Consider the following 26387-nt stretch of genomic DNA (forward strand, 5'->3'; position numbering starts at 1 on the left):
CGGCCATTACCGGCCAGTAGTATCTTGTGCGCGAGTTCACGCGCATGCCTCACCCGGGGCCGGAGCGTGCGGGGGACGTCGCGTCAGACGGCCTGCGCCGCGACGTACGTACCGCGCTTCTCGACCGCCATCTGGTACAGGCGGCCGGCGCGGTACGAGGAGCGGACCAGCGGGCCGGACATCACGCCGGAGAAGCCGATCTGCTCGGCCTCCTCCTTCAGCTCCACGAACTCGTGCGGCTTCACCCAGCGGTCGACGGGGTGGTGACGCACCGACGGGCGCAGGTACTGCGTGATGGTGACGAGCTCGCAGCCGGCGTCGTGCAGCTGCCGGAGCGCCTCGCCGACCTCCTCGCGGGTCTCGCCCATGCCGAGGATCAGGTTCGACTTGGTGACCAGGCCGTAGTCCCGGGCGGCGGTGATGACCTTCAGGGAGCGGTCGTAGCGGAAGCCGGGGCGGATCCGCTTGAAGATGCGGGGCACGGTCTCGACGTTGTGCGCGAACACCTCGGGGCGGGAGGAGAAGACCTCCGCCAGCTGCTCCGGGACGGCGTTGAAGTCGGGGGCCAGCAGCTCGACCTTGGTGCGGCCGGTCTCGCGCGCGGCGGTCTGCGCGTGGATCTGGCGCACGGTCTCGGCGTACAGCCAGGCGCCGCCGTCCTCCAGGTCGTCGCGGGCGACGCCGGTGATGGTGGCGTAGTTCAGGTCCATGGTGACCACGGACTCGCCCACGCGGCGCGGCTCGTCACGGTCGAGGGCCTCGGGCCTGCCGGTGTCGATCTGGCAGAAGTCGCAGCGCCGGGTGCACTGGTCGCCGCCGATGAGGAAGGTCGCCTCGCGGTCCTCCCAGCACTCGTAGATGTTCGGGCAGCCGGCTTCCTGGCAGACCGTGTGCAGGCCCTCGCTCTTGACGAGGTTCTGCATCTTCGTGTACTCGGGCCCCATTTTCGCCCGCGTCTTGATCCATTCGGGCTTGCGCTCGATGGGGGTCTGGCTGTTGCGGACCTCAAGGCGCAGCATCTTGCGTCCGTCGGGTGCGACTGCGGACACATCGGCTCCCTAGCTTCGATTCTTCGGCGTACACCAGGGTACGCCCGTGTTTGTCGGGCCTGCCGGTCAGGCCAACCTCCGAGGCGCGGGGCGCATTCCCGGATGCGAGGTCAGGGCCTCTCGTTCGGATCGGGCCGGATCAGGCGCTCGCGCGGATGATCTCCCGGGGCTTCGGGTCGGCGTGCTCCAGGATGTCGCGCAGATGGCGCTCGACGACCGGGAGCACCTCGTCGAGCGTGATGTCGCGGCCCAGTTCGGCCGCGAGGGAGGTGACGCCCGCGTCGCGGATGCCGCACGGGATGATCCGGTCGAACCACTTGTTGTCCGGCTGCACGTTGTACGAGAAGCCGTGCATGGTGACGCCCTTGGCCACCCGGATCCCGATGGCGGCGAGCTTGCGGTCCTCGCGGCGCTGGCCGGCGTTGGAGGGCGCGTACTCGGGGCCGTTCAGCCGCGGGTCGAACTCCTCGTCGGTCAGGCGGGGGTCGAAGTCCAGGGAGAGGCCCGCCCGTCGCCCGCCGCCATCCTCGGCCGAAGTGCTGCGCGCTGCCCCTCCATATCGCGCCGGGCGCTGTTCGACCGGGTCGCCCAGCACCCACACCCCGCTGCGGCCCTCGATGCGGGTGGCTGTCACGCCGAACTCCGCGGAGGTGCGGATCAGAGCCTCCTCCAGGCGCCGCACGTGCGCCACCACGTCCACCGGGCGGGGCAGCTTCTGGATCGGGTAGCCCACCAGCTGGCCGGGGCCGTGCCAGGTGATCTTGCCGCCGCGGTCCACGTCGATGACCGGGGTGCCGTCGAGAGGGCGCTCGCTGTCCTGGGTGCGCCGGCCGGCCGTGTAGACCGAGGGGTGCTCCAGCAGGATCACGGTGTCGGGCACCTCGTCGGCGAACCGCGCCGCGTGCACCCGGCGCTGTTCGTCCCAGGCCACCTGGTAGTCGACGGACTCGGTCCCGAAACCCATTCGGACGAACCGCAACTCACTCACGGCGAGCGCCTCCCAGGCAGTAGTAAGGCAGTAAGGCAAACGAGCATCAAGGCGGAAACACGGAAACACGGAAACGCGGTAAGGCGCGAAACGTGCCCAAGCCACTGTACGACCGTACGACCGGTCGCTGTTCCGGCGCCCGGTCGGGCCGCTGTTCCGGCAGTTCTCCTGGCGCGCGTGGGGGCGCCGGTTCCGTGCCGCTCCAGGGTCCCCGGTCGTCAGCCGCGAGGTTAATCCTCACACGATCGGATGAATGCGAGTCGAATGCTGCGACCAGGCGTTTACTCTCCGCTACATTCGCGCCGTTCAGCAGGCCGTAAGAGCTGCTCATGGGCTGCTCATGGCAATCCGGGCACCACCACGTTCGCCGGAAGGCAGGAGACCGCACCGCAGATGTCGGAACGACCCGCGCAGCGCACCCCCAACCGCCAGCTCGCCGCGCTCATCGCAGAAGCGGGGTTCTCCAACGCGGGACTCGCCCGTCGCGTGGACCAGCTCGGTCTCGAACACGGGCTCGACCTGAGATACGACAAGACCTCCGTCACCCGCTGGCTGCGTGGGCAGCAGCCCAGGGGCACCACACCCGCGCTCATCGCCGAGGTCTTCACCCGGCGCCTCGGCCGCAGGCTCACCGCCCAGGACCTCGGCCTGGACGCCTGTGCCCCCGTCTACGCGGGCCTGGAGTTCGCCGCCACCCCCGACGAGGCCGTCGACATCGTCAGCGGGCTGTGGCGCAAGGACTCCGGCAGCCACGCCGAGCTGCGCAAGATCGCCTTCACCTCGGCGGGGCTCGTCGTACCCAGCCGGGACTGGCTCATCGGCCGTGCCGACGAGAAGGTGGCCCGCGCCGAACCATCGGTCCGCGTCCCCGCCCAGATCCGACCGGCGGGCGGACCGGCGGGGCGGCCGTCCGGGTTCGCCCCCCGCCGACGGCACGCCGCCGAACGCGGCCCCGGCCAGCGGGTCACCGGCGGCGACATCGCCGCCCTGCGCTCCGTCGGCGAGCTGTTCCGCACCCTCGACGACGCCTACGGCGGCGGCCACGCCCGCCAGGCCCTGGTGCGCTACCTGGAGCACGAGTGCGAGCCGATGCTGCGCGGCAGCTACGGCGAACAGACCGGCCGCCGCCTGTTCGCCGCCGTCGCCGACCTGACCCGGCTGGCCGGCTGGACGTCGTACGACATCGGCGCGCACGGGCTCGCCCAGCGCTACTTCGTCCAGGCGCTCCGCCTCTCCCAGGCAGCAGCGGACCGGACCTACGGCGCGTACGTCCTGGTCACCATGAGCCGGCAGGCCGTCTACCTCGGCCACGGCCGGGAGGCCGTGCAGCTGGCGCGGGTGGCCCAGCAGGGCGTGGGCGGCTCCACCCCGCCCCTGGTGCAGGCCCTGCTGCACGCCGTGGAGGCGCGCGGGCACGGGGTGCTCGGTGAGGTCCGCGCCTGCACCGCGGCGCTGGTACGCGCCGAACGCGCCCTGGAGAGCACACGGCCCGGCGACGAGGTCCCGCACTGGGTGCGCTTCTTCGACGAGGCCCAGCTCGCCGACGAGTTCGGCCACTGCCACCGCGACCTCCAGCAGTTCCGGGCCGCCGCCCAGCACGCGGAGCGCTCGCTGCAACTGCGCGCCCCCGGTTACGCCCGCAGCCGCCTGTTCTGCCGGGTCGTCCTCGCCACCGCGCGCCTCGGTCTCGGCGAACTCGACCAGGCCTGCCTCCTCGCCGCCGAGGCGGCGGGCCAGGCCGCCGAGATGCGCTCGGTACGGGCCGTGGAGTACGTCCGCGACTTCGAACGCCGCCTGGAGCCCTACCATGACGCGGCCCCGGTCCGCGTCTACCGGGAGAGGATCGCGGCGTACGGCTGAGCGGCGACGCCGATGGGCGCGGGTCGAGGGGCCGCGGTGGCTCCGTGCCCCGCGGCCACCGGGGCCGGCGGAGGGCCGTCGGGGACTGCCAGACGCCTCGTGGAGCGACTGACGGCTGCCCGGGGGCACGGGTCCGGACAGGCGCCGTGCGTCGGTAGGAGCTCCGTGCGTCGGTGGCGGGCGGGGTGGTCGGCAAGGAGACGGTGGGCGGCGCGGGACGCCGCCCACCCGGGGTGGTCAGATCGCTCGGGGTGTCGGGAGGGGGTCGGCCGTGTGCAGGGGGCGGCGCGGGGCGCCGCCCACCCGGGGTGGTCAGGCTGCTCGGGGTGTCGGGAGGGGGTCGGCCGTGTGCAGGGGGCGGTCCGCGCCCAGGTCCGCCAGGATCGCGGCCGAGGCGCGGCGGCCCGAGTGCAGGGCGCCCTGCACGGTGCTGGTGTCGCGGTGGTCGCCGCACACGTACAGACCCGCCAGCAGCCGCACCGGGCGGCGCAGATCGTGCGGCGGAGGCGTCGCCGGCACGGCGTCGGCGGTGTGGTGGACCGCCAGTGTCTCCCAGCGCGCCGTCGACATGCCGTACAGCCTGGACAGGTGCATGCGTACGTCCGTGTCCACCTGCGCCCCGGGCGGACCCAGGACCGTGGACGACACCAGCGCGCGGCCCGCCGGGGCCCGGGACGGGTCGACCCGGCTGACCACCGCCGTGTGCGTCACCGGACCGCCCCGGTCGGCGTCCAGGAGCAGCGAGGCACCGGTCTCCGGGGGCTCGTCCGTCGCGTGGTGCACCACCGTCACCGGGTGGAAGTCCGGCACCCGCAGGCCCGGCAGCAACTGCGCGGCGGCGCGCGCGTCCGTCGCGATCAGCACCGCGCGGCAGCGGAACTCGCCGTGCTCGGCGGTGGTCACCGACGTCGTCGAGACGGAGGTGGCCCGGACGCCGGTGTGCACCGTGCCCGCCGGCAGTCCTCGCGCCAGCAGCTCCGGCAGCGCCTCCGCGCCGCCCTCCGGCAGACACAGCCGCCCGGCCGCGAAGGCGCGCAGCGCGAGATCCGCGCACCGGCTCGACGTGGTGAGGTCCGGGTCGCACAACAGGGCGGCGAGCAGCGGACGGAGGAAGCCGTCGACGGTACGGGCCGGCAGGCCCCGGGCGAGCAGCGCCTCGGCGGCGGTCAACTCCGGCCGGACCAGCAGCCGTTCCACCGGTGTGCCCGCGAGCCGGGTGAACGCGGCACCCAGCCGGGCCTGGTCGACGGCGGTGCCCAGCGGGGCGCCGGTCCGGCTCCGCGGCGCGGACACCTGACGTCCGGGCACGGCCACCGGCCTCCGGGGTGCCGACCCCGCCCTGGGGGCGCTCGCCAGGGCGCGCACCACGTGGAGTGCGCCCCTTGCGCCCCGCGCGCCGGTGGGCACGCCCGCGCGGTGGTGTCGTCCGTCGCTGTGCAGCAGGACCCCGGGCGCGAACGGGCGCAGGACGAGCCCGTCCAAGCCCGCGGCCGGCCGCAGCTCGGGATACGCCGTGGACAGCAACTGCCCGATTCTGTCGAGCCGGAAGCCGTCGATCTTCTCCGTGGCCATCCGGCCGCCCACCGCGTGGGCGGCCTCCAGGACCACGGTGGTGACTCCTGCGCCGGTCAGCCGTCGCGCCGCGGAGAGTCCGGCGATCCCGGACCCCACGACGACGACGTCCGCCTGGTACGTGGGCTCAAGCACGTGCCCCTCCTCGAGGTTGCGCGGACGCTGGAGACGTCATGCCCCCAACAGGCCCCAGGGATAAGCGAGTTCTGCTCGAGGTTAGGTCCGGGAAGGCGCCCGGGGAGTCGCGCATCGGCAGGGGCACGGGCGCACGGCGGTCGCATACGCCCGCCGGACGGAACGCAGCGGTCATTCAGGGCCTGTCGTGTGGATCAGGCCGGGCTCGAGGGGTCCGGCACCGCACCTCGCCGCGTTGTCGGCGGCCCCCGGGGCTCCTTCCCCAAGCTCTCGGCTCCGCTCGAGCGGGGGGACCCTCCATGAACAGGGAAGACCCCCCCCATTGGCCCCCCCTCCGCCTTGCGATGATCCCCACTGCCCGAAGGGCATGGGCGGTGCCCCGGCACGGGACCCCGCTCCCCGATCCGGCCTGATCCGCACGAAAGACCCCAGGGCGCACGCGCCCCGGTCGTCCCGCGCCCCAGGCCCCCACCGCCCCTCACCCGGGGTGCGCTCCGCCCCGCCCGCCCCGTCACAGCGCCGCGCGGATCGCCCCCTCGATGTCCGGGAACGCGAACCGGAACCCCGACTCCAGCAGCCGCGTCGGCAGCACCCGGGCGCTGCCCAGTACGTCCTGGGCCATCTCGCCGAGCACCGTCCGCAGCACCGGCGCCGGTACCGCGAACAGCGTCGGCCGGCGCAGCACACGCGCCATCGCCTCGGTGATCTCACGGTTGGTCGCCGGGTGCGGCGCGGTCAGGTTGAACGGCCCGGACAGCCCGTCGGTGTCGAGCAGATGACGCAGGGCGGCCACCTCGTCGTGCAGGGCGACGTACGACCAGTACTGGCGTCCGTCGCCCAGCCGCCCGCCCAGCCCGGCCCGGAACAGCGGGAAGAGCCTGCCCCACGCCCCGCCCCCGCGGGCCACCACCAGCCCGGTCCGGGCGAACGCCGTCCGCACACCCGCCTCCCGCGCCGGTGCCGCGGCGGCCTCCCACTCGACGCACAGCTCCGGCAGGAAGCCCGAGCCCGCCGGCGCGCTCTCGTCGACCGCGCGGTCGCCGGTCTCGCCGTAGTAGCCGATCGCGCTGCCGTTCACGAACACCCGCGGCCGTACGTCCCGCTTCATCCCGGCGACGGCCTCGGCGAGCGCGGCCGTACCCCGCACCCGGCCGGTGCGGATCCGCTCCTTGTACGCGGGTGTCCAGCGGTGGTCGCCCACCCCGGCGCCGGCGAGATTGACCACGGCGTCGCACCTGGCGAGCCCGGCCGCGTCCACGGACCCCCGCTCCGGGTCCCACCGCACCTCGTTCTCCGTGCGGGGCGTCCTGCGCACCAGGCGCACCACCCTGTGCCCGTCGGCGGTGAGGGACTGTACGAGTGCGCCGCCGATGAGGCCGGACGCGCCGGCCACCGCGATGCGGGAAGGTTCCATGATTCCCATCCTGCCCCGCCGCCCGGACATCACGGCGGACACACGACGGGCCCGGTCGTAAAGTGACCCCCATGCCGACCTGTCGATCCGCGGCGGCCCGCGGCGCCGTCTACGACGTCACCGGTTCCCCCGTGTCCACCGGTGCCGTCGCGTTCGCCGCGCGCTCCGCGTCGCCGGCGACCTCGGCCGCGGTCAGGACGTAGCCGGTCTCCGCGTCCGAGGTGGACCGGGCGAACACCACGCCGAACACCCGGCCGTCGGTGGTCAGCAGCGGCCCGCCGGAGTTGCCGGGGCGCACGGTGGAGCGGATGGAGTAGATCTCGCGCGTGACGACCTGGTCCCCGTAGATGTTCTGCCCCCTCGCCCGCACCTGGTTCGCGACCGTCGCCGCCTGGAGATTCAGGTCACCGTCCTGCGGGTAGCCCGCGACGACCGCCGAGTCGCCGCGGTCGGCGTCGTCGACGAACCGGAGGACGGGCGCCCGCAGTTCGGGCACGTACAGCACGGCCACGTCCTTCTGCGGGTCGAACAGCACCACCCGGGCCTCGTACGCCCGCCCGACGCCGCCGACCCGCACGGTCGGCTCGTCGATGCCGGCCACCACATGGGCGTTGGTCATCACGTGCTCCGCCGCGTACACGAAGCCGCTGCCCTCGCGGCCCTGGAGACCCGCGACGCCCTCGACCTTCACCGTGCTCCGCTGGGCGGCCCGGGTGGCGGCGGCGGTGACGCTGTCGCCGGAGGGCTCGGCGACCTCGGCCGTCGACTCGTTCTCGAACGGGTTGAAGACCTGCGGGAAGCCCGCCTCGGTCAGCGTCGAGGTGGCCCGCGAGAACCACGCGGGGGTGCTGTCCGGCATCACCTCGTGGACCGCGCCGAGCAGCCGCGAGTCCCGGATCGCGGAGGTGATCAACGGGGACGAGGAGGCACCGAGGACGGACGCGATCACCCAGGCCACGATCAGCACGGCCACCGAGTTGGCCACCGCCCCGCCGACCCCGTCCGCCACCCGCAGCGGCCCCCGGTCCAGCTCCCGCCGCAGCCGCAGCGCCAGCCGGCCCGCGAGCTCATGGCCCGCGGCCGCCGGCAGCAGCACCGTGACCAGGGCCGTCACCGTAGCCCCGGTCGTCCCCGAGGGCACCAGGTCCATCACCCAGGGCAGAATCCACACGCCGACGACGGCACCGCCCACGAAACCGGCCAGCGACACGCAGCCGGCCAGCAGACCGCGCCGGTAGCCGGACGCCGCGTAGGCCAGGACGACCAGCAACAGCAGGATGTCGAGCAGGTCCACGCACGCCGCCTTCCTCTCGGGCCCTCTCATACGTGGGGGAGGGGCCCGGTGATCAGCCACGCGCGGGTGACCACCGGGAAGCGGCCGCACGCGCGTGTACCCGGAAGAACGCCGAGGACCCGGACGATGGTTCCGCCGTGGACCGGATCACGGTTCCACCGGTTGGCGCGGCCACGTCGCGGGCCCGCTCGATCCGACCCACAGTGAAGGCATGCGTGTCCTCAAAAGACCAAGGGGAGCGCGGCCGCGCCATGGTTCCCGGATATCCCGCACAACCGGCCGCACGGGCCTGCCCAGAACCGTCAAAGTGCTGCTCGGCTGCCTGCCGGGCGTCGCCGCGGCGGTCGCCCTGGTGCTGTGCGCGTACGGCGTCGAACGGGCCGCGGAGCCCTCGGCGGCCGCCCCCGTCCCCGCACGCAAGACGGTCGCCTACACGGCGCCCAGGCCCCCCATCGTGTCGAGAGCGGCCTGGGTGGGCGACGCCGACCGCGAACAGCCGCCCCCGCGCTACGACGACAAGGTCGTCGCCGTCTTCGTCCACCACACCGACTCGCCCAACGACTACGACTGCGCCGAGGCCCCCACCCACATCCGCAGCCTCTACGAGGGCCAGACCACCGCCCGGGACTGGGACGACATCGGCTACAACTTCGTCGTGGACCGCTGCGGCACCATCTACGAAGGCCGAGCGGGCGGCACCGGCCGTCCCGTCACCGGCGCCCACACTCAGGGCTTCAACCACCGCAGTACGGGTATCGCCGCGCTCGGCACCTTCACCGCCGGGGTGCCCGTGCCGCCCGCGATGGAGCGCGCGATCGCCCGGCTGACCGCCTGGAAGCTCGGTCTGTCCGGCACCGACCCGCGATCCGACGTCCGGCTGGTCTCCAGTAACGGTGGCAGCCGCTACGCGGCCGGCACCACCGTGATGCTGCCCGCCCTCGCGGGCCACAGCGACGGCTTCATGACCAGCTGTCCGGGTGCCGCCCTGCACGCCCGGCTGCCGAGGATCAGGGAGATGGCGGCGGAGCTGCAGGGCCGCCGGCCGGACGCCGGACGCCGACAGGAGCGGCAGGAAAAGACGCAGGAAAAGACGCAGGAAAAGGCGCAGGGGGAGAACAGCCGGATCGCGGGGGCCTCGAGGTGAGCGCAACCCCGGTGAGCAGGTCTCCCGGGGCTCAGGGCCGGAACCGGTCCCAGAGCCGGGGATAGCGTTCGGCGAGCCGGGAGTCGTTCTCGAAGTCGACGGGCGTGCCCTCGGGCTCGGCCGGGCCCGCGGGGAGGTCCAGGTCGGGGGCCACGATGCCGGTGAGCTGCTCGTACGCCTCGTCCGCCGCGTAGCCGAGCTCCTCGCCGTCGCCGTCGATCTCCTCGTCGAAGTCGTCCAGCAGATCGGCCAGGGCGTCCGGGTCGTGCAGCGCGCCCTCGTAGACCTCGCGGCCCTGGCCGATCAGCCAGCACCTGAAGAAGTCGAAGGCGTCGTCGCTCGCCCCGTCGAGGAGTACCCAGGCGGCGCCCCACAGGTCCCAGCGGTAGGCGCGGTGGTAGCGGGACTCGAAGTGCCGGGCGAAGTCGAGAACGGCTTCCGGGTCCAGCCGCGCGAGCCGCTCCACGAGCAGGTCGGCCTGCTCCTCCGGGTCGCCCTCGGCGTCCTCGCGGGCGGTGTCGACCAGCTCCCAGAACTCCGTCTCGTCCATCACGCGTCAAGCATCGGCCTTGGACCCCCAAGACGCACCCCGGAAAACGCGGATCACTCAGGGCCTGCCGTTCGGATCAGGCCGGGGCTCGCGGGCCCCGGTGCCGCACCTCGCCGCGTTGTCGTCGGTCCCTAGGGATCCTTCCCCAAGCTCTCGGCTTCGCTCGAGCAGGGGAGACCCCCATTGGCTCCCTCCTCCGCCTTGCGATGCTCCTCCGCCTTGCGATGCTCCTCCGCCTTGCGATGCTCCCCCACTGCCTGAAAGGCGCGGGCAATGCCCCCGGCACCGGACCCCGCTCCCTGATCCGGCCTGATCCGAACGACAGACACCAGGCCCGTACAGCAGGGCCAGCCGTACGGCCTGGGCGGCGAACCGCTCCCGCAGTGAGGCGGGCGCGAGCACCTCCACCTCGGAGCCCAGCGCCGTCAGCTGGGTGCGGGCGACCTCCTCGGACTCCACCGGCAGGGTCACCGTCACCCACCCGTCGTCGTCCGCTCCGGTCCCGGCCGCCTCGGCCAGTACCTCCCGCGCGGCCGCCGCGTCCACGGCGTGCGGCAACGCGCGCACTCCCTCGGGCGACAGCCGTACCACCACCTCCGCCCGCAGGATCGAGCGCGCGAACTGCTCCGCCCGCTCCGCCCAGAACGCGGGCAGGTCGAACTCCGGGTCGCGCTCGAAGCGTTCCGTGCCCACACCCGTCCCCGTCACCGCCTCCACCGCCGTGAACCGGTCGATCCGGTACACCCGGTAGGCCATCGGGCCCGATGCCCCCTGCCCCGGCACCCGCGCGCACAGGTACCAGACCCCCGCCTTGAGCACGAGCCCGTACGGCTCCAGCTCCCGCTCCACCTCGCTCTCCCCGCGCCGGTAGCGCGCGATGACGGGACGGTCGTCCCACACCGCGTCCGCCACGGCCGGCAGCAGCTCGGGCGCCGGCACCTCGCGGAACCAGCCCGGGGCGTCCAGATGGAACCGCTGCGCCGCCGTCCTCGGCGCGTCCCGCAGGGACGGCAGCAGCGCCGCCGACACCTTCAGCCGGGCCGCGGAGGCCGTGTCCTCGAGCCCCATCTCGCGCAGCGCGCCCGGCACCCCGGACAGGAACAGCGCCTCCGCCTCGTCGCGGGCCAGCCCCGTCAGCCTCGTCCGGTACCCGCCGACCAGCCGGTACCCGCCGGCCCGTCCCCGGTCCGCGTACACCGGCACCCCGGCCTCGGACAGTGCCTGCGCGTCCCGGGTGACGGTCCGCTCCGACACCTCCAGCTCGCGCGCCAGTTCGGCGGCGGTCATGGAGGGCCGGGACTGGAGCAGCAGTACCATCTTGATCAGCCGGGCAGCACGCATGCGGCCCATGATGGCAGGAGGCCCCCGCCGCAGCGGGGGCCTCCTGCCATCACAGTCCGTAGGACGCGTGCCCTGTCACAGGCCGTACTTCTCGCGCGCTTCCTTCACGGCCGTCGCCCGCACCTCGCCGCGCCGGGCGAGCTGCGCCAGCGCCGCGACGACGATGGACTCGGCGTCGACACCGAAGTGGCGGCGGGCCGCCTCACGGGTCTCCGACAGGCCGAAGCCGTCGGCACCCAGCGAGGAGTAGTCCTGCTCGACCCACTGCGCGATCTGGTCGGGGACCTGGCGCATGTAGTCGGACACCGCCAGCACCGGGCCCTCGGCGCCCTGGAGCGCCTGCCGGACGTACGGCACCCGCTCCTCGCCGCGCAGCAGCGCCGCGTCGGCGTCCAGCGCGTCCCGGCGCAGTTCGGTCCACGACGTCGCCGACCACACGTCGGCCGCCACGCCCCACTCCTCGGCGAGCAGCCGCTGCGCCTTCAGCGCCCAGTGGATCGCCGTACCGGAGCCGAGCAGCTGGATCCGCGCGGCGTTGGCCGCGGGGGTGAGCCCGGCCGACTCCGCCGTGTTGAAGCGGTACAGGCCCTTGAGGATGCCCTCGTCGATCCCGGCGGCCGACGGCTTGGCCGGCTGCTGGACCGGCTCGTTGTAGACCGTCAGGTAGTAGAAGACGTTCTGGTCCTCGCCCGGGGCCGCCGCGCCGTACATCCGGCGCAGACCGTCCTTGACGATGGTGGCGATCTCGTACGCGAACGCCGGGTCGTAGCTCAGCGCGGCCGGGTTGGTCGCCGCGATGACGGGGGAGTGGCCGTCGGCGTGCTGGAGGCCCTCACCGGTGAGCGTGGTGCGGCCGGCGGTGGCGCCGACGAGGAAGCCGCGGCCGAGCTGGTCGCCGAGCTGCCACATCTGGTCGGCCGTACGCTGCCAGCCGAACATCGAGTAGAAGATGTAGAACGGGATCATCGGCTCGCCGTGCGTCGCGTACGACGTGGAGGCGGCGATGAAGTCGGCCATGGAACCGGCCTCGGTGATCCCCTCGTTGAGGATCTGGCCGTTCTTGGCCTCTTTGTAGTACATCAGCTGGTCGCGGTCGACCGGCTCGTAGGTCTGGCCCTTGGGCGAGTAGATGCCGAGCGAGGGGAAGAGCGACTCCATGCCGAAGGTGCGCGCCTCGTCGGGGACGATCGGCACCCAGCGTTTGCCGGTCTCCTTGTCGCGGACCAGGTCCTTGACCAGGCGGACGAACGCCATGGTGGTGGCCACGTTCTGCGAGCCGGAGCCCTTGTCGAAGGCGGCGAACGCCTTCTCGGCCGGGGCCGGCAGCGGAGCGACCGGGTGGACGCGGCGGGCCGGGGCCGGGCCGCCGAGGGCCACGCGCCGCTCCTGGAGGTAACGGACCTCGGGGGAGTCGGTGCCCGGGTGGCCGTAGGGGACCACGCCGTCGACGAAGTCGCTGTCCTTGATCGGCAGTTCGAGGCGGTCGCGCATTGCCTTGAACTCGTCCGCCGACAGCTTCTTCATCTGGTGGTTGGCGTTCTTCGACGCGAAGCCGTCGCCGAGCGTGTGGCCCTTGACCGTCTGGGCCAGGATCACGGTCGGCGCACCCGTGTGGGAGAGCGCGGCGCGGTAGGCGGCGTAGACCTTGCGGGCCTCGTGGCCGCCGCGCGAGAGCTGGAAGCACTCGACGATCTTGTCGTCGCTCAGCAGCTTCGCCATCTCGACGAGCGCGGGGTCCTTGCCGAAGAAGTCCTCGCGGATGTAGGCGGCGTCGCGGGTCTGGTACGTCTGGACCTGCGCGTCGGGTACCTCGCGCAGGCGGCGGACCAGCGCGCCGGTGGTGTCCAGCTGGAACAGCTCGTCCCAGGCGGTGCCCCACAGGCTCTTGATCACGTTCCAGCCGGCGCCGCGGAACTGGGCCTCCAGCTCCTGCACGATCTTGAAGTTGGCGCGGACCGGGCCGTCGAGCCGCTGCAGGTTGCAGTTGATGACGAAGGTCAGGTTGTCCAGGCCCTCGCGGGAGGCGAGGGTGAGCGCGGTGGTGGACTCCGGCTCGTCCATCTCGCCGTCGCCGAGGAACGCCCACACGTGGGAGTTCGACAGGTCCTTGATACCGCGGCTGGTCAGATAGCGGTTGAACCGCGCCTGGTAGATCGCGGAGATCGGGCCCAGGCCCATCGACACCGTGGGGAACTCCCACAGCCAGGGCAGGCGCCGCGGGTGCGGGTAGGACGGCAGTCCGTCGCCGCCGGCCTCGCGGCGGAAGTTGTCGAGGTGCGCCTCGGTCAGCCTGCCGTCGAGGAAGGCGCGGGCGTAGATGCCGGGGGAGGCGTGGCCCTGGATGTAGAGCTGGTCTCCGGAGCCGTCACCCTCCTTGCCGCGGAAGAAGTGGTTGAAGCCGGTCTCGTAGAGCCAGGCCGCGGAGGCGAAGGTGGCGATGTGGCCGCCGACGCCGTACTTGCTGCCGCGGGACACCATCGCCGCCGCGTTCCAGCGGTTCCACGCGGTGATGCGGGACTCCATCGCCTCGTCGCCGTCCACGGCGGGCTCGGCGGCGGTGGGGATGGTGTTGATGTAGTCGGTCTCGAGGAGCTGCGGCAGCGCGACGCCGGCGCCCTCGGCGCGCTCCAGCGTACGGCGCATCAGATACGCGGTCCGGTGCGGCCCGGCCGCCTTGGCGACGGCGTCGAGCGAGGCCTGCCATTCGGCGGTCTCCTCGGGGTCGCGGTCCGGGAGCTGGTCCAGCTCGCTCGGCTGGATGGCCTTGAGGTCGGTCATGTCGCCGCCTTCCTCAGTCGAAGGGGGTTCCCTCATCGGTAAGGGTTCGGGGGTGCCCTTGGTCTTTGGCAGGACAGGGCGATGAGGTCTCTGGTGGAGACCTCGCTGGTGACAATAACTCCCTGATCGATGATCGATCAAAGGTAGAGGGCCAAAAAGGTCCCCATATCAAGAAATTGGCATCCTGTGCCGGAGATTCGGGCACGCGGTGCCGCGCTTTCCCTGCTCACCTGAGTGGCGACCGGCCGGTTCGAGCCGAGTGAGGGGTGGCTCGGAAGCCCTGAACGCCGGTGGGGCCGAACGCTCGGACGGCGTCCGGTCCCACCGGCGTTCAGGGCGGATCCGTCATGCCGTCGCCGACTGCGGCGGCGTCGCGGTCTCCGTCCGGTCGGCGGCGGACTCCCGGCCCTGCTCGTGGCCGGCGCGTTCCCGCCCGGCGGGTTCGTGCCCCTGGCGCTGCCGTGCCGCCTGCTCGCGGGTGATCACTTCGGTCGCGGCGCCCACGGCGACCGCGATCGGCCACTCGACGGCCTCGACCACGGCCATGGCGCCGAGGAGGCCGTAGAAGGCCAGCTTGCGGGGCGAGGGGAGTATGGACGTGGCCGTGGACGCGGCCGTGGTCCTGCCGGCGCCGGAGAACATGTCGCCCGGGGTCACGTAGGGGATCGGAACCCGGGCGTGCGCGGTGCGCAGGTGCAGTACCTTGCCGCCCGTCCGCTTCTCCTCGGGGTGCTCCGTCGGGGCTTGCTGCGGTTCTGGAGTGGGGGTCTCCTCGGCTTGGATCCCGGCCTGTGGCGGGGCCGGCTGTTGCGGTGGCTGGGTCTGTGGACCTGGGGAAGTCATCTCCGTCCTCTCCTGCCGTGAGGCATGAGTGGCGAGGGGTCTTCCTGGCCGCGTTCCATCAATGCGCGCGGATAAACCCACCTGAACGGACAATTCGGGCAGGATGGTTCGGGGGCGCTCAGGCGTATGCGGCCGCCGGGCGCCCGCTCGTACCGAGGGCCTTCCAGAGCTGGACGGCCAGCCGGACCACTGCGGCCTCGATCAGGGCGACCGCCACCTGGGTCAGGATCGTGGTGAGGATGTGCGGCATGGGTCGGCCGCCTTTCGTGTGCGTCGTGCCGGGTACGACTCCTTTGTCGGCCTCCAAGTCATCCAGCAGGCTGCACACGGGTGTTCTGCGGGTGAACTTTCCCCAGCGCGTCGGCGGCGACCCGGGCCACGAGGGGCACCAGCAGCGACCCGGCCGCCGACGCCAGCGCGATCGTCCAGGCCGCGGGGCCCAGTGGCCGGCTGCCGAAGAAGTGGCTGAGCCCCGGCACGCTCACCACCATGCCCAGCACCACCAGGGACCCCACCGCGGCCGCGGCCACCACCGGATCACGGCCCGCGTCCTGGAGCGTCTGGAACAGTTGGGAGGTCACCAGCGCGACCAGGGCGACCGTGTCGGCGCGCCCCCGGGTGCCGGTGGCACGGGCGACGATCCAGGCGGCCGTGGCCGCCACCGTGGTGACGGCGGCGCGCAGTCGGATGTGGCGGGTCAGGGCTTTGCCGAGTGAGGCCTCCGGGCCCTCCGCGAGCAGCCGGTCGGGGTGGTCGGCGGGCGGCCGGGCGGCGATGGCCATGGCGGGCAGCATGTCCGTGAGCAGGTTGACCAGGAGCAGCTGGCGGGCGTTCAGCGCACTGCGCCCGGTGAGCAGCGTGCTCGCCAGCGTGAAGATGATCTCCCCCAGATTGCCGCCGAGCAGGATGCCCAGCGCCCTGCGCACCGAGCCCCACATGGCCCGGCCTTCGACGAAGGCGTCGACGATGGTCTCGATCCGGTCGTCGGTGACGACCACGTCGGCGGCGGCGCGGGCAGCCGGTGTGGCCCGGGAGCCGAGGGCGATGCCGACGTCGGCGATCCGGATGGCGGGCGCGTCGTTGGCGCCGTCGCCGGTGACGGCGACGGTGCGGCCGGCCGAACGCAGCGCGGTGACGATACGGACCTTGTGCGCCGGGGTGACCCGGGCGAACACCGTGATGTCCGGCAGCGTCCCGGCGAGCGCCGCGTCGTCGAGGGCGTCCAGCTCCGCCCCGGTCATCAGGCGCGGCTCCTGGGAGGGCCGCAGCTCCCGGGCGATCGCGGCGGCGGTGCTGGGGTGGTCGCCGGTGAGCATGACGATGCGCACCCCGGCCCGGGACAGCCGGTCCACGCTCTGCGCGGCGGTGGGCCGCACCGGGTCCGCGAGGCCCAGCAACCCCAGCAGACACAGCCCGCCGACGACCTCGTCGCCGAGGTCCCCCGGACCGGCGGGGGCGGTGTCGTCCTGCCGCGCACCCGCGGGCAGGACCCGCTCGGCGACCGCGAGCACCCTGAGGCCGCGCCGGGCCAGCCGGTCGATCTCCGCTTCCGTCTCCGCGCGCAGCCGCTCGTCGAACGGCTCGGTGGTGTCGTCCCGGCGGACCCGGTCGCAGCGGGACAGCACGATCTCCGGCGCGCCCTTGACGACGATCCGCGCCTCGCTGCCGGACCGCCCCAGCACGGCGTGGTAGCCGCGCCCCGGCTCGAACGGCAGCTCGGCCAGCCGCTCCCAGACGTCCGTACCGAGCCCGGCGGCCCGGGCCGGGGGGGCGCCGAGCGACTCGGCGCCGCCGGCGATGGCCCGGTCGGTGGGATGGGCGAGCGTCGCGGCCGCGCCCGGCGGACCGGCCAGGGCGGCTGTGGCGACGATCCGGCGCAGCGCCGGGGTGAGCCGGTCGGGGCCACCGCGCCGCAGGCCGTCGGAGACCTGCTGGAGACTGATCCGGCCCTCGGTGAGCGTGCCCGTCTTGTCGAAGCACAGCACGTCGGTGCGGCCCAGCGCCTCGATGGTGGAGGCGCTGCGGACCAGGGTGTCGCGCGCGGACAGCCGGCGGGCCGCGGCCAGCTCCGCGACCGTGGCGACGAACGGCAGCCCCTCCGGTACGGCCGCCACGCACAGGCTGACCGCGGACCCCAGGGCGGCGCCCAGGGGTCGTCTGCGCAGCAGGTCGATGGCGAAGAGGGCGACTCCCGCGGCGACGGACAACGGCAGGAACCACCGGCCCAGCGCCTTCAGCCGCCGTTCCACCCCGCTCTCCGGCGGTGCGCCCTCGGCGCCCACATCGGCCGCGCTGCCCGCTTCGGTGGCGGTCCCGGTGGCGACGACCACGCCGAGCGCGTGGCCGGCCGCCACCGTCGTGCCCTCGTAGAGCATCGAGGTGCGGTCCGCGACCGCCCGGGCCGCGGTCGGCGCCGCGCTCTTCACGACCGGCAGCGACTCGCCGGTGAGGCTGGACTCGTCCACCTCCAGCCCCTGTGCCCGCACCACCCGGCAGTCCGCCGGGACCGAGTCCCCGGCCCGCAGCTCGATCACGTCCCCGCGCACCAGGTGCTCGCCGGCCGTCTCCACCGCCTCCGCCCGGTCGGGCCGGCGCACCCGCACCCGCACCGAGGTGGCCTCGACCAGCCGCTGTGCCGCGTTGTCGGCCTGTTGCCGCTGCACCCCGCCGACCAGCGCGTCCACACCGAGCACCCCGCCGATCAGCAGGGCGTCCAGCACGGAGCCGAGCGCCGCCGAGACACCGCCGCCGATCGCCAGGACGGGCGTGAGCGGATTGGCCAACTCCTCCACGACCCGGCCGATCAGGGTGCCGGCGCCCTCGTGCCGGTCACGGCCCTCGAACTGCCTGCGCCGGGCGGCCTCGGTCTCGTCCAGCCCCCGGGACGAGGTGCCGGCCCGGGACATCACCTGGCGCACCGCCATGGCGTGCCAGGGCGTGCGTCCGGCGGCTGCCGGGGCCGGACGCCCGCGCAGTCGCCACCCGGCCCAGAGGCCCGCGGCGACTGAGGCGATGCTCACCCCGTCGGCTACCAGACGAGCCCGCGCCCAGGCCCGCGGGCGGGGCACGAGCAGGGCGAGAGCCGAGCCCGCCACGGCGCCGGCGCCCTCCAGCCGGACACACAGCCGGCCGATCCGCCGGGCCTCCGGCAGGGCGGTCAGCAGCAGGTGGACGACATCGGGCGGGGCGGCGGCGTCGGCGTCCCACGGCACGTGCCGCGGGAGGGTGATCGATCCGATGCCCAGGTCCGCGCGGACGAGGGCACGCCGGGTCCGTGCCGAGACCACCACGACCCCGTGCCCCTCCACCTGGAGGGAGCGCACCAGGGCGGCCGTACGCCGGTGCCCGGTGGGCACGGCCTCCTCGAGCCCGAACCGGCGGTGCAGCCCGGGTGGGCCGCCCACCAGCCGCACCTCACCGCACTCCCGTGCAGCGCGCACCAAGTGGTGGGCGAGCGGGTGCAGTTGGGGGACCAGGGCGGCAACGGCCACCGCCGTTCCCTCCCGCCGGACGAGCACGACCTGAGCACCCTCCTCGGCCCACTGCCGGGCCCGCGCGGCCGCCTCCGCGGGCACGGGGGCGCCGTCGGAGCCGGTCTCCGTACCGCTGAACGGCCGTAGTTCCCAGCCGCCCCGCCGCTTCGGCGCCAGGAAGCCGGCGCCGTGCCGGGGACGCCTCCCGGCCGGACCGCCCGGCTCGATCAGCTCGTGGATCCGTACGTGAAGCTCGTCCTCGTCCGGGCCGTCGTCCGCCGGGCCGCCCTGCGGACCGCGCGGCTCACGCCCGGGCCCGGCGGTGTCCGGGCCGCCGCCCTCCGACCGGCCCGGCTTGGCACCACCCTCATGCCCCCCGGTCTCCGGGATGGCTCCGGGCCCCGCGTTCTCGGGGCCGGACCCCGGGGTGCCGGGCGGTGGCAGGCGCAGTACGCCCTCGATCGTCCAGTCGTGGTCGACCAGCACGCGGGCGTCGAGGACCACCGTGTCGATCCGGTCCAGGCGACGTAGTACCTCCGGCCGCAGGACCAGCGCCCCCCGGTCGGAAAGGGCCCGGCCCACCGCGCACGCGAACGCCTCCCGTCCGAACCGGGGGCCGCGCGGCGTCCCCGCGATCAGCAGTGACAGCGCACGATCCTGGCTGAACGTGCCGACCGACGTCAGACCGTAGGCCGCGAGCGCCACTGGTGCCGCCACATTGGCGTACCGATCGCCCGGGCCCGGCGGCAGCGGCGCCGGGCGCTCGTAACCCGGCACCGCGTCGTGGCGGTACGTACCCTCCTGCATACCCAGCCTGCGCGCCCAGTCCGCCCACGCCCCACGGCGCGCCTGCACCTCCGCATACCGGGCGGCGGCCAGCACGGTGGTCACCGTGGCGCTCAGCGGCCGGAAGGCCAGCGCGCTCGCCAGCAGGTTCGCCGCGGTGAAGCCGTTTTCGGTGGCCGTCTCGCCGATCCGGCGGGCGATGCCGTCGCGCAGCGGGGGCGCGGACTCCACGAAATGGATCACCGACATCACCGCCGGGTGCAGAGCCGACAGCCTGAGCGCGTCGCCCACCGACGCCACCCCCACGGCCACCAGACCGGCTCCGAGCCGGACGGCCGCGCCGACCCGTGCCTCCGCGGACCCGGGGTAGCCGACCGAGCGCCGTCCCCGGTCCGTCCCCCCGGCCCGCGGGGCCTCCCCGGCGGCGGCGTCGGCGGCCGCGACGAGGTCGGAGACGGCCGCAAGGTCGGTCTTCGGCCCGCAGCCCACGTACACGCAACCCAGCGTGCCGTTCACCTCCGCGCGGCTCACCCCCGGCATCCGGCGCAGCGTGGCCTCCAGCCCGCGCGCCGCCGCTGCCGTACCGGGCCGTCCCAGCCGCCGGACCGCGATCTGCACGCCTCCCGGGGTTTGCCAGAGGCCGGGCCCACGCGGCTGCGACACCGGCCCGGGCAACGGAAGCGCCGCCGGGACGGCGGCCAGACCCTGCGCGACGGACCGGACCGCCGATACCGTCGCGGCCACGGCGTTCCGCGTCGAGGACAGGACGGACCCGGGAACCACGGAGGACAGCTGTGGCAGGATCACATGGCCTCCACCACCGGCCGACGGGGGCGTGGTCGCAGCCCTGGGGAACGACACGGCTCTCACCAGTATCGGCACGTCCCGGCAGTTTCGCCCGGCGCGGCGACGCAGGAGGGACCGGGCGGATGGTGCCAGGACCGCACCGGGCGAATACGGGGATCAGGCGGGGGCGTCGGCGGCGTGCGGCGCGCAGCCCAGCACATGCTCCTTCACCAGGCGGCCGATGTCCGGATCCCGTCGTCGGAACGCCGCGACCAGTTCTTCGTGCTCCTCCGCGTAGGACTGCTGGACCGTGCCCAGCCAGCGGATGGACAGGGCGGTGAACACCTCGATGCCCAGGCCCTCCCAGGTGTGCAGCAGCACCGAGTTGCCGGCCGCGCGGACCAGTTCGCGGTGGAAGGCGACCGTGTGCCGCACCTGGCCCGTGCCGTCGGCCGTGCGGTCGGCCTCGTGCAGCGCGGCGACATGCGGCTCCAGTGCCGAGCAGTCCTCCGCCAGCCGGTCCGCCGCCAGTTCCGCGGCGATCGCCTCGAGACCCGCCCGCACCGGGTAGCTCTCCTCCAGGTCGGTGGCCGAGAGGTTCCGCACCCGCACGCCCTTGTTGGGCGCCGACTCGATCAGCCGCAGCGACTCCAGTTCGCGCAGCGCCTCCCGCACCGGCGTCTGGCTGACCTCCAGCTCCGTCGCGATCCGCCGCTCCACGATCCGCTCGCCCGGCTGCCAGCGCCCGCTGATGATCCCTTCCAGGATGTGCTCGCGGATCTGCTCGCGCAGCGAGTGGACGACGGGCGCGGTCATGAGGGCTCCTTGAACAGGGCTCGTGAATCCGAGGCAGCCGCCCGAAGGGCCCCGTCGAGGGGCGGCGGACGGGCGACGGACAGGACCCTTGAGGGCGTTTGACCCTTAGACAATACGGCCGTGACGCCGTCCGGGAGGGGCGCACAGGGTGCTTTGGACCAGGTGAGACGAGGCTTACACGGCGCATACGGCACGTCCCACGGCGTATGCGCCGAGTCCCGTACGAGCTGTACGGCCGGGCCCGCGCGACCCGTACGCCGTGCCCCGTGCCCCGTGCCCCGTGCCCCGTGCCCCGCGCACCGCGCACCGCGCACCGCGCACACGACGGTGCCCCCGCCCGGAGGGTTCCGGGCGGGGGCACCAGTGACCGGGGTCGGCGACCCGGTTTCAGCGGCTGTGGATCACAGGCCGAGCTCGACCTCGAACTCGCCCGCCTCCAGGATCGCCTTGACCGAGTTCAGGTAACGGGCCGCGTCGGCACCGTCCACCAGACGGTGGTCGTAGGACAGCGTCAGGTACGTCATGTCGCGGACGCCGATGACCGTGCCCTCCTCCGTCTCGATGACGGCCGGACGCTTGACCGTGGCACCGATGCCGAGGATCGCGACCTGGCGCGGAGGCACGATGATCGTGTCGAACAGCGCGCCGCGCGAACCGGTGTTGCTGATGGTGAAGGTCCCGCCGGACAGCTCGTCCGGGGTGATCCTGCTCGCCCGGACCTTGCCCGCCAGCTCGGCCGTGGCCTTGGAGATACCGGCGATGTTGAGGTCACCGGCGTTCTTGATGACCGGGGTCATCAGGCCCTTCTCGGAGTCCACCGCGATACCGATGTGCTCGGTGTCGAAGTAGGTGATGGTCCCCTCGGCCTCGTTGATCCGGGCGTTGACGGCCGGGTGGGCCTTCAGCGCCTGGGCCGCGGCCTTGACGAAGAACGGCATCGGGGAGAGCTTGACGCCCTCACGGGCCGCGAACGCGTCCTTGGCCCGCGCACGCAGCTTCATCAGCCGCGTGACGTCGACCTCGACGACCGAGGACAGCTGCGCCTGCTCGCGCAGCGCCTTGACCATGTTGTCGCCGATGACCTTGCGGATCCGCGGCATTTTCACGGTCTGGCCGCGCAGCGGCGAGGCCTCGAGGACCGGGGTCCGCCTGGCGGCCGGGGCGGCCTGCGGCGCGGGAGCCGCCGCCGGGGCGGCCTTCGCGGTCTCGGCCGCGGCGACCACGTCCTGCTTGCGGATACGGCCGCCGACGCCGGTGCCCTTGACGGTGGACAGGTCGACGCCGTGCTCGGCGGCGAGCTTGCGCACCAACGGGGTCACGTAGGCGCCTTCGTCGGTCGGCTGGGCGGCGGCCGGAGCCGCGGCGGGCGCGGCAGTGGCCGGAGCCGGAGCGGCGGGAGCCGCCGGCGCGGGGGCCGGGGCAGCCTGCTGCGGAGCCGGAGCCGGAGCGGGAGCCGGAGCGGCCGGAGCGGGAGCCGGAGCGGCCGGAGCGGGCGCCGGAGCAGCGGCCGGGGCCGGAGCGGCCTGCGGGGCGGGAGCCGGGGCCGGGGCGGCAGCGGCCGGAGCGGCACCCGGAGCGCCGATGACGGCGAGCTTGGCGCCCACCTCGGCGGTCTCGTCCTCGCCGACCGTGATCTCCAGCAGCACACCCGAGGTGGGCGCCGGGATCTCGGTGTCGACCTTGTCGGTGGAGACCTCGAGCAGCGGCTCGTCGGCCTCGACGCTGTCACCGACCGACTTCAGCCAGCGGGTGACGGTGCCCTCGGTGACGGACTCACCGAGCGCGGGCAGCACCACGTCCGTGCCCTCGGCGGCACCCGCGGCGGGGGCCTCCGCGGCGGGCGCCGGGGCAGGCTGCTCGGCGGCGGGCGCGGGCTGGGCGGCCGGCTCGGGCGCCGGTGCGGCGGGCTGCTCGACGGCGGGTGCCTCAGCCACCGCGGGGGTGGCGTCAGCCGCCCCGCTGCCGTCGTCGATCAGGGCCAGCTCGGCGCCGACCTCGACGGTCTCGTCCTCGGCGACCTTGATGGAGGACAGCACGCCGGAGGCCGGAGCGGGGATCTCGGTGTCGACCTTGTCGGTGGAGACCTCGAGCAGCGGCTCGTCGGCCTCGACGTGCTCGCCCTCGGCCTTCAGCCATCGGGTGACAGTGCCCTCGGTGACGCTCTCGCCGAGCGCCGGAAGGGTTACGGAAACCGCCATGGTTTCGGTTGCTCCTTAGAAGTGCGGAAGTCTGTGTCGTCGCGCCCGTGACCGAAGACGTCAGTCGTGGGAGTGGAGGGGCTTGCCCGCGAGGGCCAGGTGCGCCTCGCCGAGCGCCTCGTTCTGCGTCGGGTGGGCGTGGACCAGCTGGGCGACCTCGGCAGGCAGCGCCTCCCAGTTGTAGATCAGCTGAGCTTCGCCGACCTGCTCGCCCATACGATCGCCGACCATGTGGACGCCGACCACCGCACCGTCCTTGACCTGGACGAGCTTGATCTCGCCCGCGGTCTTGAGGATCTTGCTCTTGCCGTTGCCCGCCAGGTTGTACTTCAGGGCGACGACCTTGTCCGCACCGTAGATCTCCTTGGCCTTGGCCTCGGTGATGCCGACGGAGGCGACCTCCGGGTGGCAGTACGTCACCCGCGGCACACCGTCGTAGTCGACCGGGACGGTCTTCAGACCGGCCAGCCGCTCCGCCACCAGCATGCCCTCGGCGAAGCCGACGTGCGCGAGCTGGAGCGTCGGGACGAGGTCGCCGACCGCGGAGACGGTCGGGACGTTGGTCCGCATGTACTCGTCGACCAGGACGTAGCCGCGGTCCATGGCGACCCCGGCCTCCTCGTAGCCCAGGCCCTGCGAGACCGGGCCGCGGCCGATGGCGACGAGCAGGACCTCGGCCTCGAACTCCTTGCCGTCGGCGAGGGTGACCTTCACGCCGTCCTGGGTGTACTCGGCCTTCTGGAAGAAGGTGCCCAGGTTGAACTTGATGCCCCGCTTGCGGAACGCCCGCTCCAGCAGCTTCGAGCTGTTCTCGTCCTCGACCGGGACGAGGTGCTTGAGGCCCTCGACGATGGTGACGTCGGTGCCGAACGACTTCCACGCGGAGGCGAACTCGACGCCGATGACGCCGCCTCCCAGCACGATCGCGGACTTCGGCACCCGGTCCAGGACGAGGGCGTGGTCGGAGGAGATGATCCGGTTGCCGTCGATGTCCAGGCCCGGCAGCGACTTCGGCACGGAGCCGGTCGCCAGCAGGACGTGGCGGCCCTGGAGCCGCCGGCCGTTCACATCGACGGAGGTCGGCGACGACAGCCGGCCCTCACCCTCGATGTAGGTCACCTTGCGGGAAGCGATCAGACCCTGCAGGCCCTTGTACAGGCCCGAGATCACGTCGTCCTTGTACTTGTGGACGGCCGCCATGTCGATGCCCTCGAAGGTGGCCTTCACACCGAACTGCTCGCTCTCGCGGGCCTGGTCGGCGATCTCGCCCGCGTGCAGCAGGGCTTTGGTGGGGATGCACCCGTTGTGCAGGCAGGTACCGCCGACCTTGTCCTTCTCGATCAGGGCGACGTCCAGGCCCAGCTGCGCCCCGCGCAGGGCCGCGGCATAACCACCGCTGCCACCGCCGAGGATCACTAGGTCGAAAACAGTGCTGGCGTCGTTCGCCACGTCACGTCCTCCATGCATGTGCGCCACACCGGTCTCCAGCGACCGGTCGGCGGCTGGTGTCCGGCCGCTCTTTTGCCTTCGGCCCTTCGGTGGGGCCCTGTCCTGCCGAGCCCTATCCTCGCACTTGTCGGCGCGGAACGAGACGTGGGGCGGCGGTGTGAGACGTCCCACGTTCGAACGCCCGCCCGCCGCAGGCGCGGTGAGCACCTGCGACGTCCCGTACGACGCGTCCCCGCGCACGGTGGAGTACGACAGGGCACGACCCGGCCGGCGGTCGGCGGGGCCCCGTTCTGCCCGCGCACGGGGTCCCGCCGGCGGCCGGCCGGCTCAGCCCAGTTCGCCGGTCGCCGTCTGCTCCGCGAGGCGGACCAGCGTCCGTACCGCCGAACCCGTACCGCCCTTGGGCGTGTACCCGAAGGGGCTGCCCTCGTTGAAGGCCGGCCCCGCGATGTCGAGGTGGGCCCAGGTGATGCCCTCGCCGACGAACTCGCGCAGGAAGAGACCGGCGACGAGTCCGCCGCCCATCCGCTCGCCCATGTTCGCGATGTCGGCGGTGGCCGAGTCCATCCCCTTGCGCAGATGCTCCGGCAGCGGCATCGGCCAGGCGGGCTCGCCGACCTCCTCGGCGGCCTCCAGCACCGCGGCGCGGAAGGTGTCGTCGTTCGCCATGATGCCGAAGGTGCGGTTGCCCAGCGCCAGGACCATCGCGCCGGTCAGCGTCGCGACGTCCACGATCGCGTCGGGCTTGTCCTCCGAGGCGGCCCACAGCGCGTCCGCGAGGACCAGCCGGCCCTCGGCGTCGGTGTTGAGCACCTCCACCGTCTTGCCGCTGTACATGCGCAGCACGTCACCCGGGCGGGTGGCGGAACCCGACGGCATGTTCTCGGCCAGGGCCAGCCAGCCGGTGACATTGACCGCGAGACCGAGGCGGGCGGCGGCGACGACCGCGGCGAACACGGCGGCGGCACCGCTCATGTCGCACTTCATCGTCTCGTTGTGCCCGGCCGGCTTCAGCGAGATGCCGCCCGAGTCGTACGTGATGCCCTTGCCGACGAAGGCGAGGTGCTTCTTCGCCTTGGCGGAGGTGTACGACAGCTTCACCAGCCGCGGACCCGACGCCGAGCCGGCGCCCACGCCGAGGATGCCGCCGTGGCCGGCCTTGGCCAGCGCCTTCTCGTCGAGCACCTGCACCTTGATGCCGTGTTCCTTGGCCGCGGCCTGCGCGACGGCGGCGAACGCCTCGGGGTCGAGGTCGTTGGGCGGGGTGTTGATCAGGTCGCGGGCCCGGTTGAGCTCCTCGGCCACGGCGATGGCACGCTCCACGGCCGCATTGAACGCCTTGTCGCGGGACTTCACGCCGGCCAGCACGGCCTCGGCGAGCGGCGCCTTCCGGTCCTTCTTCCTGTCCTTGCCGTCGTCGTCGCCCCTGTTCTTGTAGGCGTCGAAGGAGTACGCGCCGAGCAGCGCGCCCTCGGCGACCGCGCCGGCGTCGGCTGCGTCCGTCATCGGGAGGGCGAAGACGGCCTTCTTGGAGCCGGACAGGGCGCGGGCGGCCACGCCGGCCGCGCGGCGCAGCGCCTCGGTGTCGGGGGCGGCGTCCTTCTCGGGCTGGGTGCCCAGGCCCACCGCGACCACGAGCGGCGTCTTGAAGCCGGTCGGCGCGGGGAGCTTCGTCACCTCACCCTCGGCGCCGGACGCGCCGAGGGTCTCCAGGACGTCGGCGAGCCTACCGTCGTAGGCCTTGTCCACGGCTTCGGCGCCCGGTACGACGACCGGGCCCCCGGCCGCGGACGCAGTGCCCTTGACGACACCGATCACGATCGCGTCGGCCCGCAGGCCGGGCAACGCGGCGGTGCTGAGAGTGAGAGCAGTCACGGTGGTGAATTCTCGCTTCCGATGTGAAGTTGCTGT

Annotated in this window: 16 protein-coding genes and 1 pseudogene; 2 read left to right on the forward strand and 15 right to left on the reverse strand. The window is 73.4% G+C overall.

Annotation, left to right across the window (positions count from 1 at the left end; translation table 11 throughout):
* Nucleotides 1-83: 83 nt before the first annotated feature.
* Complete coding sequence (gene lipA / locus ACFPZI_RS11770) at nt 84-1049, reverse strand: lipoyl synthase (protein ID WP_360037770.1); 966 nt, start codon at nt 1047-1049, stop codon at nt 84-86.
* 139 nt (nt 1050-1188) lie between these two features.
* Complete coding sequence (gene lipB / locus ACFPZI_RS11775) at nt 1189-2037, reverse strand: lipoyl(octanoyl) transferase LipB (protein ID WP_381361905.1); 849 nt, start codon at nt 2035-2037, stop codon at nt 1189-1191.
* A gap of 393 nt (nt 2038-2430) precedes the next feature.
* Here lipB and ACFPZI_RS11780 point away from each other — a divergent pair, with 393 nt between their 5' ends.
* Complete coding sequence (locus ACFPZI_RS11780) at nt 2431-3897, forward strand: regulator (RefSeq protein ID WP_381361907.1); 1467 nt, start codon at nt 2431-2433, stop codon at nt 3895-3897.
* 312 nt (nt 3898-4209) lie between these two features.
* On the opposite strand, the gene ACFPZI_RS11785 is transcribed toward ACFPZI_RS11780, so the two are convergent.
* The 3 genes from ACFPZI_RS11785 to ACFPZI_RS11795 all read right to left on the reverse strand — a co-directional run bounded on the left by ACFPZI_RS11785 (nt 4210) and on the right by ACFPZI_RS11795 (nt 8312).
* The gene (locus tag ACFPZI_RS11785) at nt 4210-5604 is read right to left on the reverse strand and encodes an NAD(P)/FAD-dependent oxidoreductase (RefSeq protein WP_381361910.1); all 1395 of its coding nucleotides are present in this window, start codon (nt 5602-5604) and stop codon (nt 4210-4212) included.
* Nucleotides 5605-6115: 511 nt separating this feature from the next.
* Nucleotides 6116-7018 (reverse strand): TIGR01777 family oxidoreductase, encoded by a 903-nt coding sequence (locus tag ACFPZI_RS11790; RefSeq protein ID WP_381361912.1) that lies wholly within the window; start codon nt 7016-7018, stop codon nt 6116-6118.
* A gap of 109 nt (nt 7019-7127) precedes the next feature.
* On the reverse strand, nt 7128-8312 hold the full coding sequence (locus ACFPZI_RS11795; protein WP_381361915.1) for a MarP family serine protease: 1185 nt from the start codon (nt 8310-8312) through the stop codon (nt 7128-7130).
* 307 nt (nt 8313-8619) lie between these two features.
* Here ACFPZI_RS11795 and ACFPZI_RS11800 point away from each other — a divergent pair, with 307 nt between their 5' ends.
* Nucleotides 8620-9456: a peptidoglycan recognition protein family protein gene (locus tag ACFPZI_RS11800; RefSeq protein WP_381361918.1), complete on the forward strand. Its 837-nt coding sequence runs from the start codon at nt 8620-8622 to the stop codon at nt 9454-9456.
* A 31-nt stretch (nt 9457-9487) separates the two neighbouring features.
* Here the strand turns inward: ACFPZI_RS11800 and ACFPZI_RS11805 are convergent, their stop codons facing one another.
* The 10 genes and pseudogenes from ACFPZI_RS11805 to ACFPZI_RS11850 form a co-directional block, all read right to left on the reverse strand.
* Nucleotides 9488-10006, reverse strand: a complete 519-nt coding sequence (locus ACFPZI_RS11805; protein ID WP_381362915.1) for a DUF4240 domain-containing protein — start codon at nt 10004-10006, stop codon at nt 9488-9490.
* A gap of 333 nt (nt 10007-10339) precedes the next feature.
* A pseudogene (locus tag ACFPZI_RS11810) lies at nt 10340-11347 on the reverse strand (helix-turn-helix transcriptional regulator); the annotation flags it as partial.
* A 75-nt stretch (nt 11348-11422) separates the two neighbouring features.
* Nucleotides 11423-14125: a pyruvate dehydrogenase (acetyl-transferring), homodimeric type gene (gene aceE, locus ACFPZI_RS11815; protein WP_381361920.1), complete on the reverse strand. Its 2703-nt coding sequence runs from the start codon at nt 14123-14125 to the stop codon at nt 11423-11425.
* Nucleotides 14126-14470: 345 nt separating this feature from the next.
* The gene (locus tag ACFPZI_RS11820) at nt 14471-14968 is read right to left on the reverse strand and encodes a hypothetical protein (RefSeq protein WP_381361923.1); all 498 of its coding nucleotides are present in this window, start codon (nt 14966-14968) and stop codon (nt 14471-14473) included.
* A 118-nt stretch (nt 14969-15086) separates the two neighbouring features.
* The gene (locus ACFPZI_RS11825; protein ID WP_381361925.1) at nt 15087-15218 is read right to left on the reverse strand and encodes a hypothetical protein; all 132 of its coding nucleotides are present in this window, start codon (nt 15216-15218) and stop codon (nt 15087-15089) included.
* 58 nt (nt 15219-15276) lie between these two features.
* The gene (locus tag ACFPZI_RS11830) at nt 15277-19845 is read right to left on the reverse strand and encodes a cation-translocating P-type ATPase (protein ID WP_381361928.1); all 4569 of its coding nucleotides are present in this window, start codon (nt 19843-19845) and stop codon (nt 15277-15279) included.
* 345 nt (nt 19846-20190) lie between these two features.
* The gene (locus ACFPZI_RS11835) at nt 20191-20829 is read right to left on the reverse strand and encodes a GntR family transcriptional regulator (RefSeq protein ID WP_381361931.1); all 639 of its coding nucleotides are present in this window, start codon (nt 20827-20829) and stop codon (nt 20191-20193) included.
* Between the two features lie 401 nt (nt 20830-21230).
* The gene (gene sucB, locus ACFPZI_RS11840) at nt 21231-23027 is read right to left on the reverse strand and encodes a 2-oxoglutarate dehydrogenase, E2 component, dihydrolipoamide succinyltransferase (RefSeq protein ID WP_381361934.1); all 1797 of its coding nucleotides are present in this window, start codon (nt 23025-23027) and stop codon (nt 21231-21233) included.
* Between the two features lie 60 nt (nt 23028-23087).
* The gene (lpdA, locus tag ACFPZI_RS11845; RefSeq protein ID WP_381361937.1) at nt 23088-24476 is read right to left on the reverse strand and encodes a dihydrolipoyl dehydrogenase; all 1389 of its coding nucleotides are present in this window, start codon (nt 24474-24476) and stop codon (nt 23088-23090) included.
* A 327-nt stretch (nt 24477-24803) separates the two neighbouring features.
* Entirely contained in the window at nt 24804-26351 is a 1548-nt protein-coding gene (locus ACFPZI_RS11850) for a leucyl aminopeptidase (protein ID WP_381361939.1), read from the reverse strand.
* Nucleotides 26352-26387: the final 36 nt, after the last annotated feature.

The sequence above is a fragment of the Streptomyces chlorus genome, from assembly GCF_042655885.1.
Classification (GTDB): domain Bacteria; phylum Actinomycetota; class Actinomycetes; order Streptomycetales; family Streptomycetaceae; genus Streptomyces; species Streptomyces chlorus.

Coding starts and splice junctions, on each gene's coding strand:
- ACFPZI_RS11780 (WP_381361907.1), top strand. CDS start 2,431: ATGTCGGAACGACCCGCGCAGCGCACCCCCAACCGCCAGCTCGCCGCG.
- ACFPZI_RS11790 (WP_381361912.1), bottom strand. CDS start 7,018: ATGGAACCTTCCCGCATCGCGGTGGCCGGCGCGTCCGGCCTCATCGGC.
- ACFPZI_RS11805 (WP_381362915.1), bottom strand. CDS start 10,006: ATGGACGAGACGGAGTTCTGGGAGCTGGTCGACACCGCCCGCGAGGAC.
- aceE (WP_381361920.1), bottom strand. CDS start 14,125: ATGACCGACCTCAAGGCCATCCAGCCGAGCGAGCTGGACCAGCTCCCG.
- ACFPZI_RS11820 (WP_381361923.1), bottom strand. CDS start 14,968: ATGACTTCCCCAGGTCCACAGACCCAGCCACCGCAACAGCCGGCCCCG.
- ACFPZI_RS11825 (WP_381361925.1), bottom strand. CDS start 15,218: ATGCCGCACATCCTCACCACGATCCTGACCCAGGTGGCGGTCGCCCTG.
- ACFPZI_RS11835 (WP_381361931.1), bottom strand. CDS start 20,829: ATGACCGCGCCCGTCGTCCACTCGCTGCGCGAGCAGATCCGCGAGCAC.
- sucB (WP_381361934.1), bottom strand. CDS start 23,027: ATGGCGGTTTCCGTAACCCTTCCGGCGCTCGGCGAGAGCGTCACCGAG.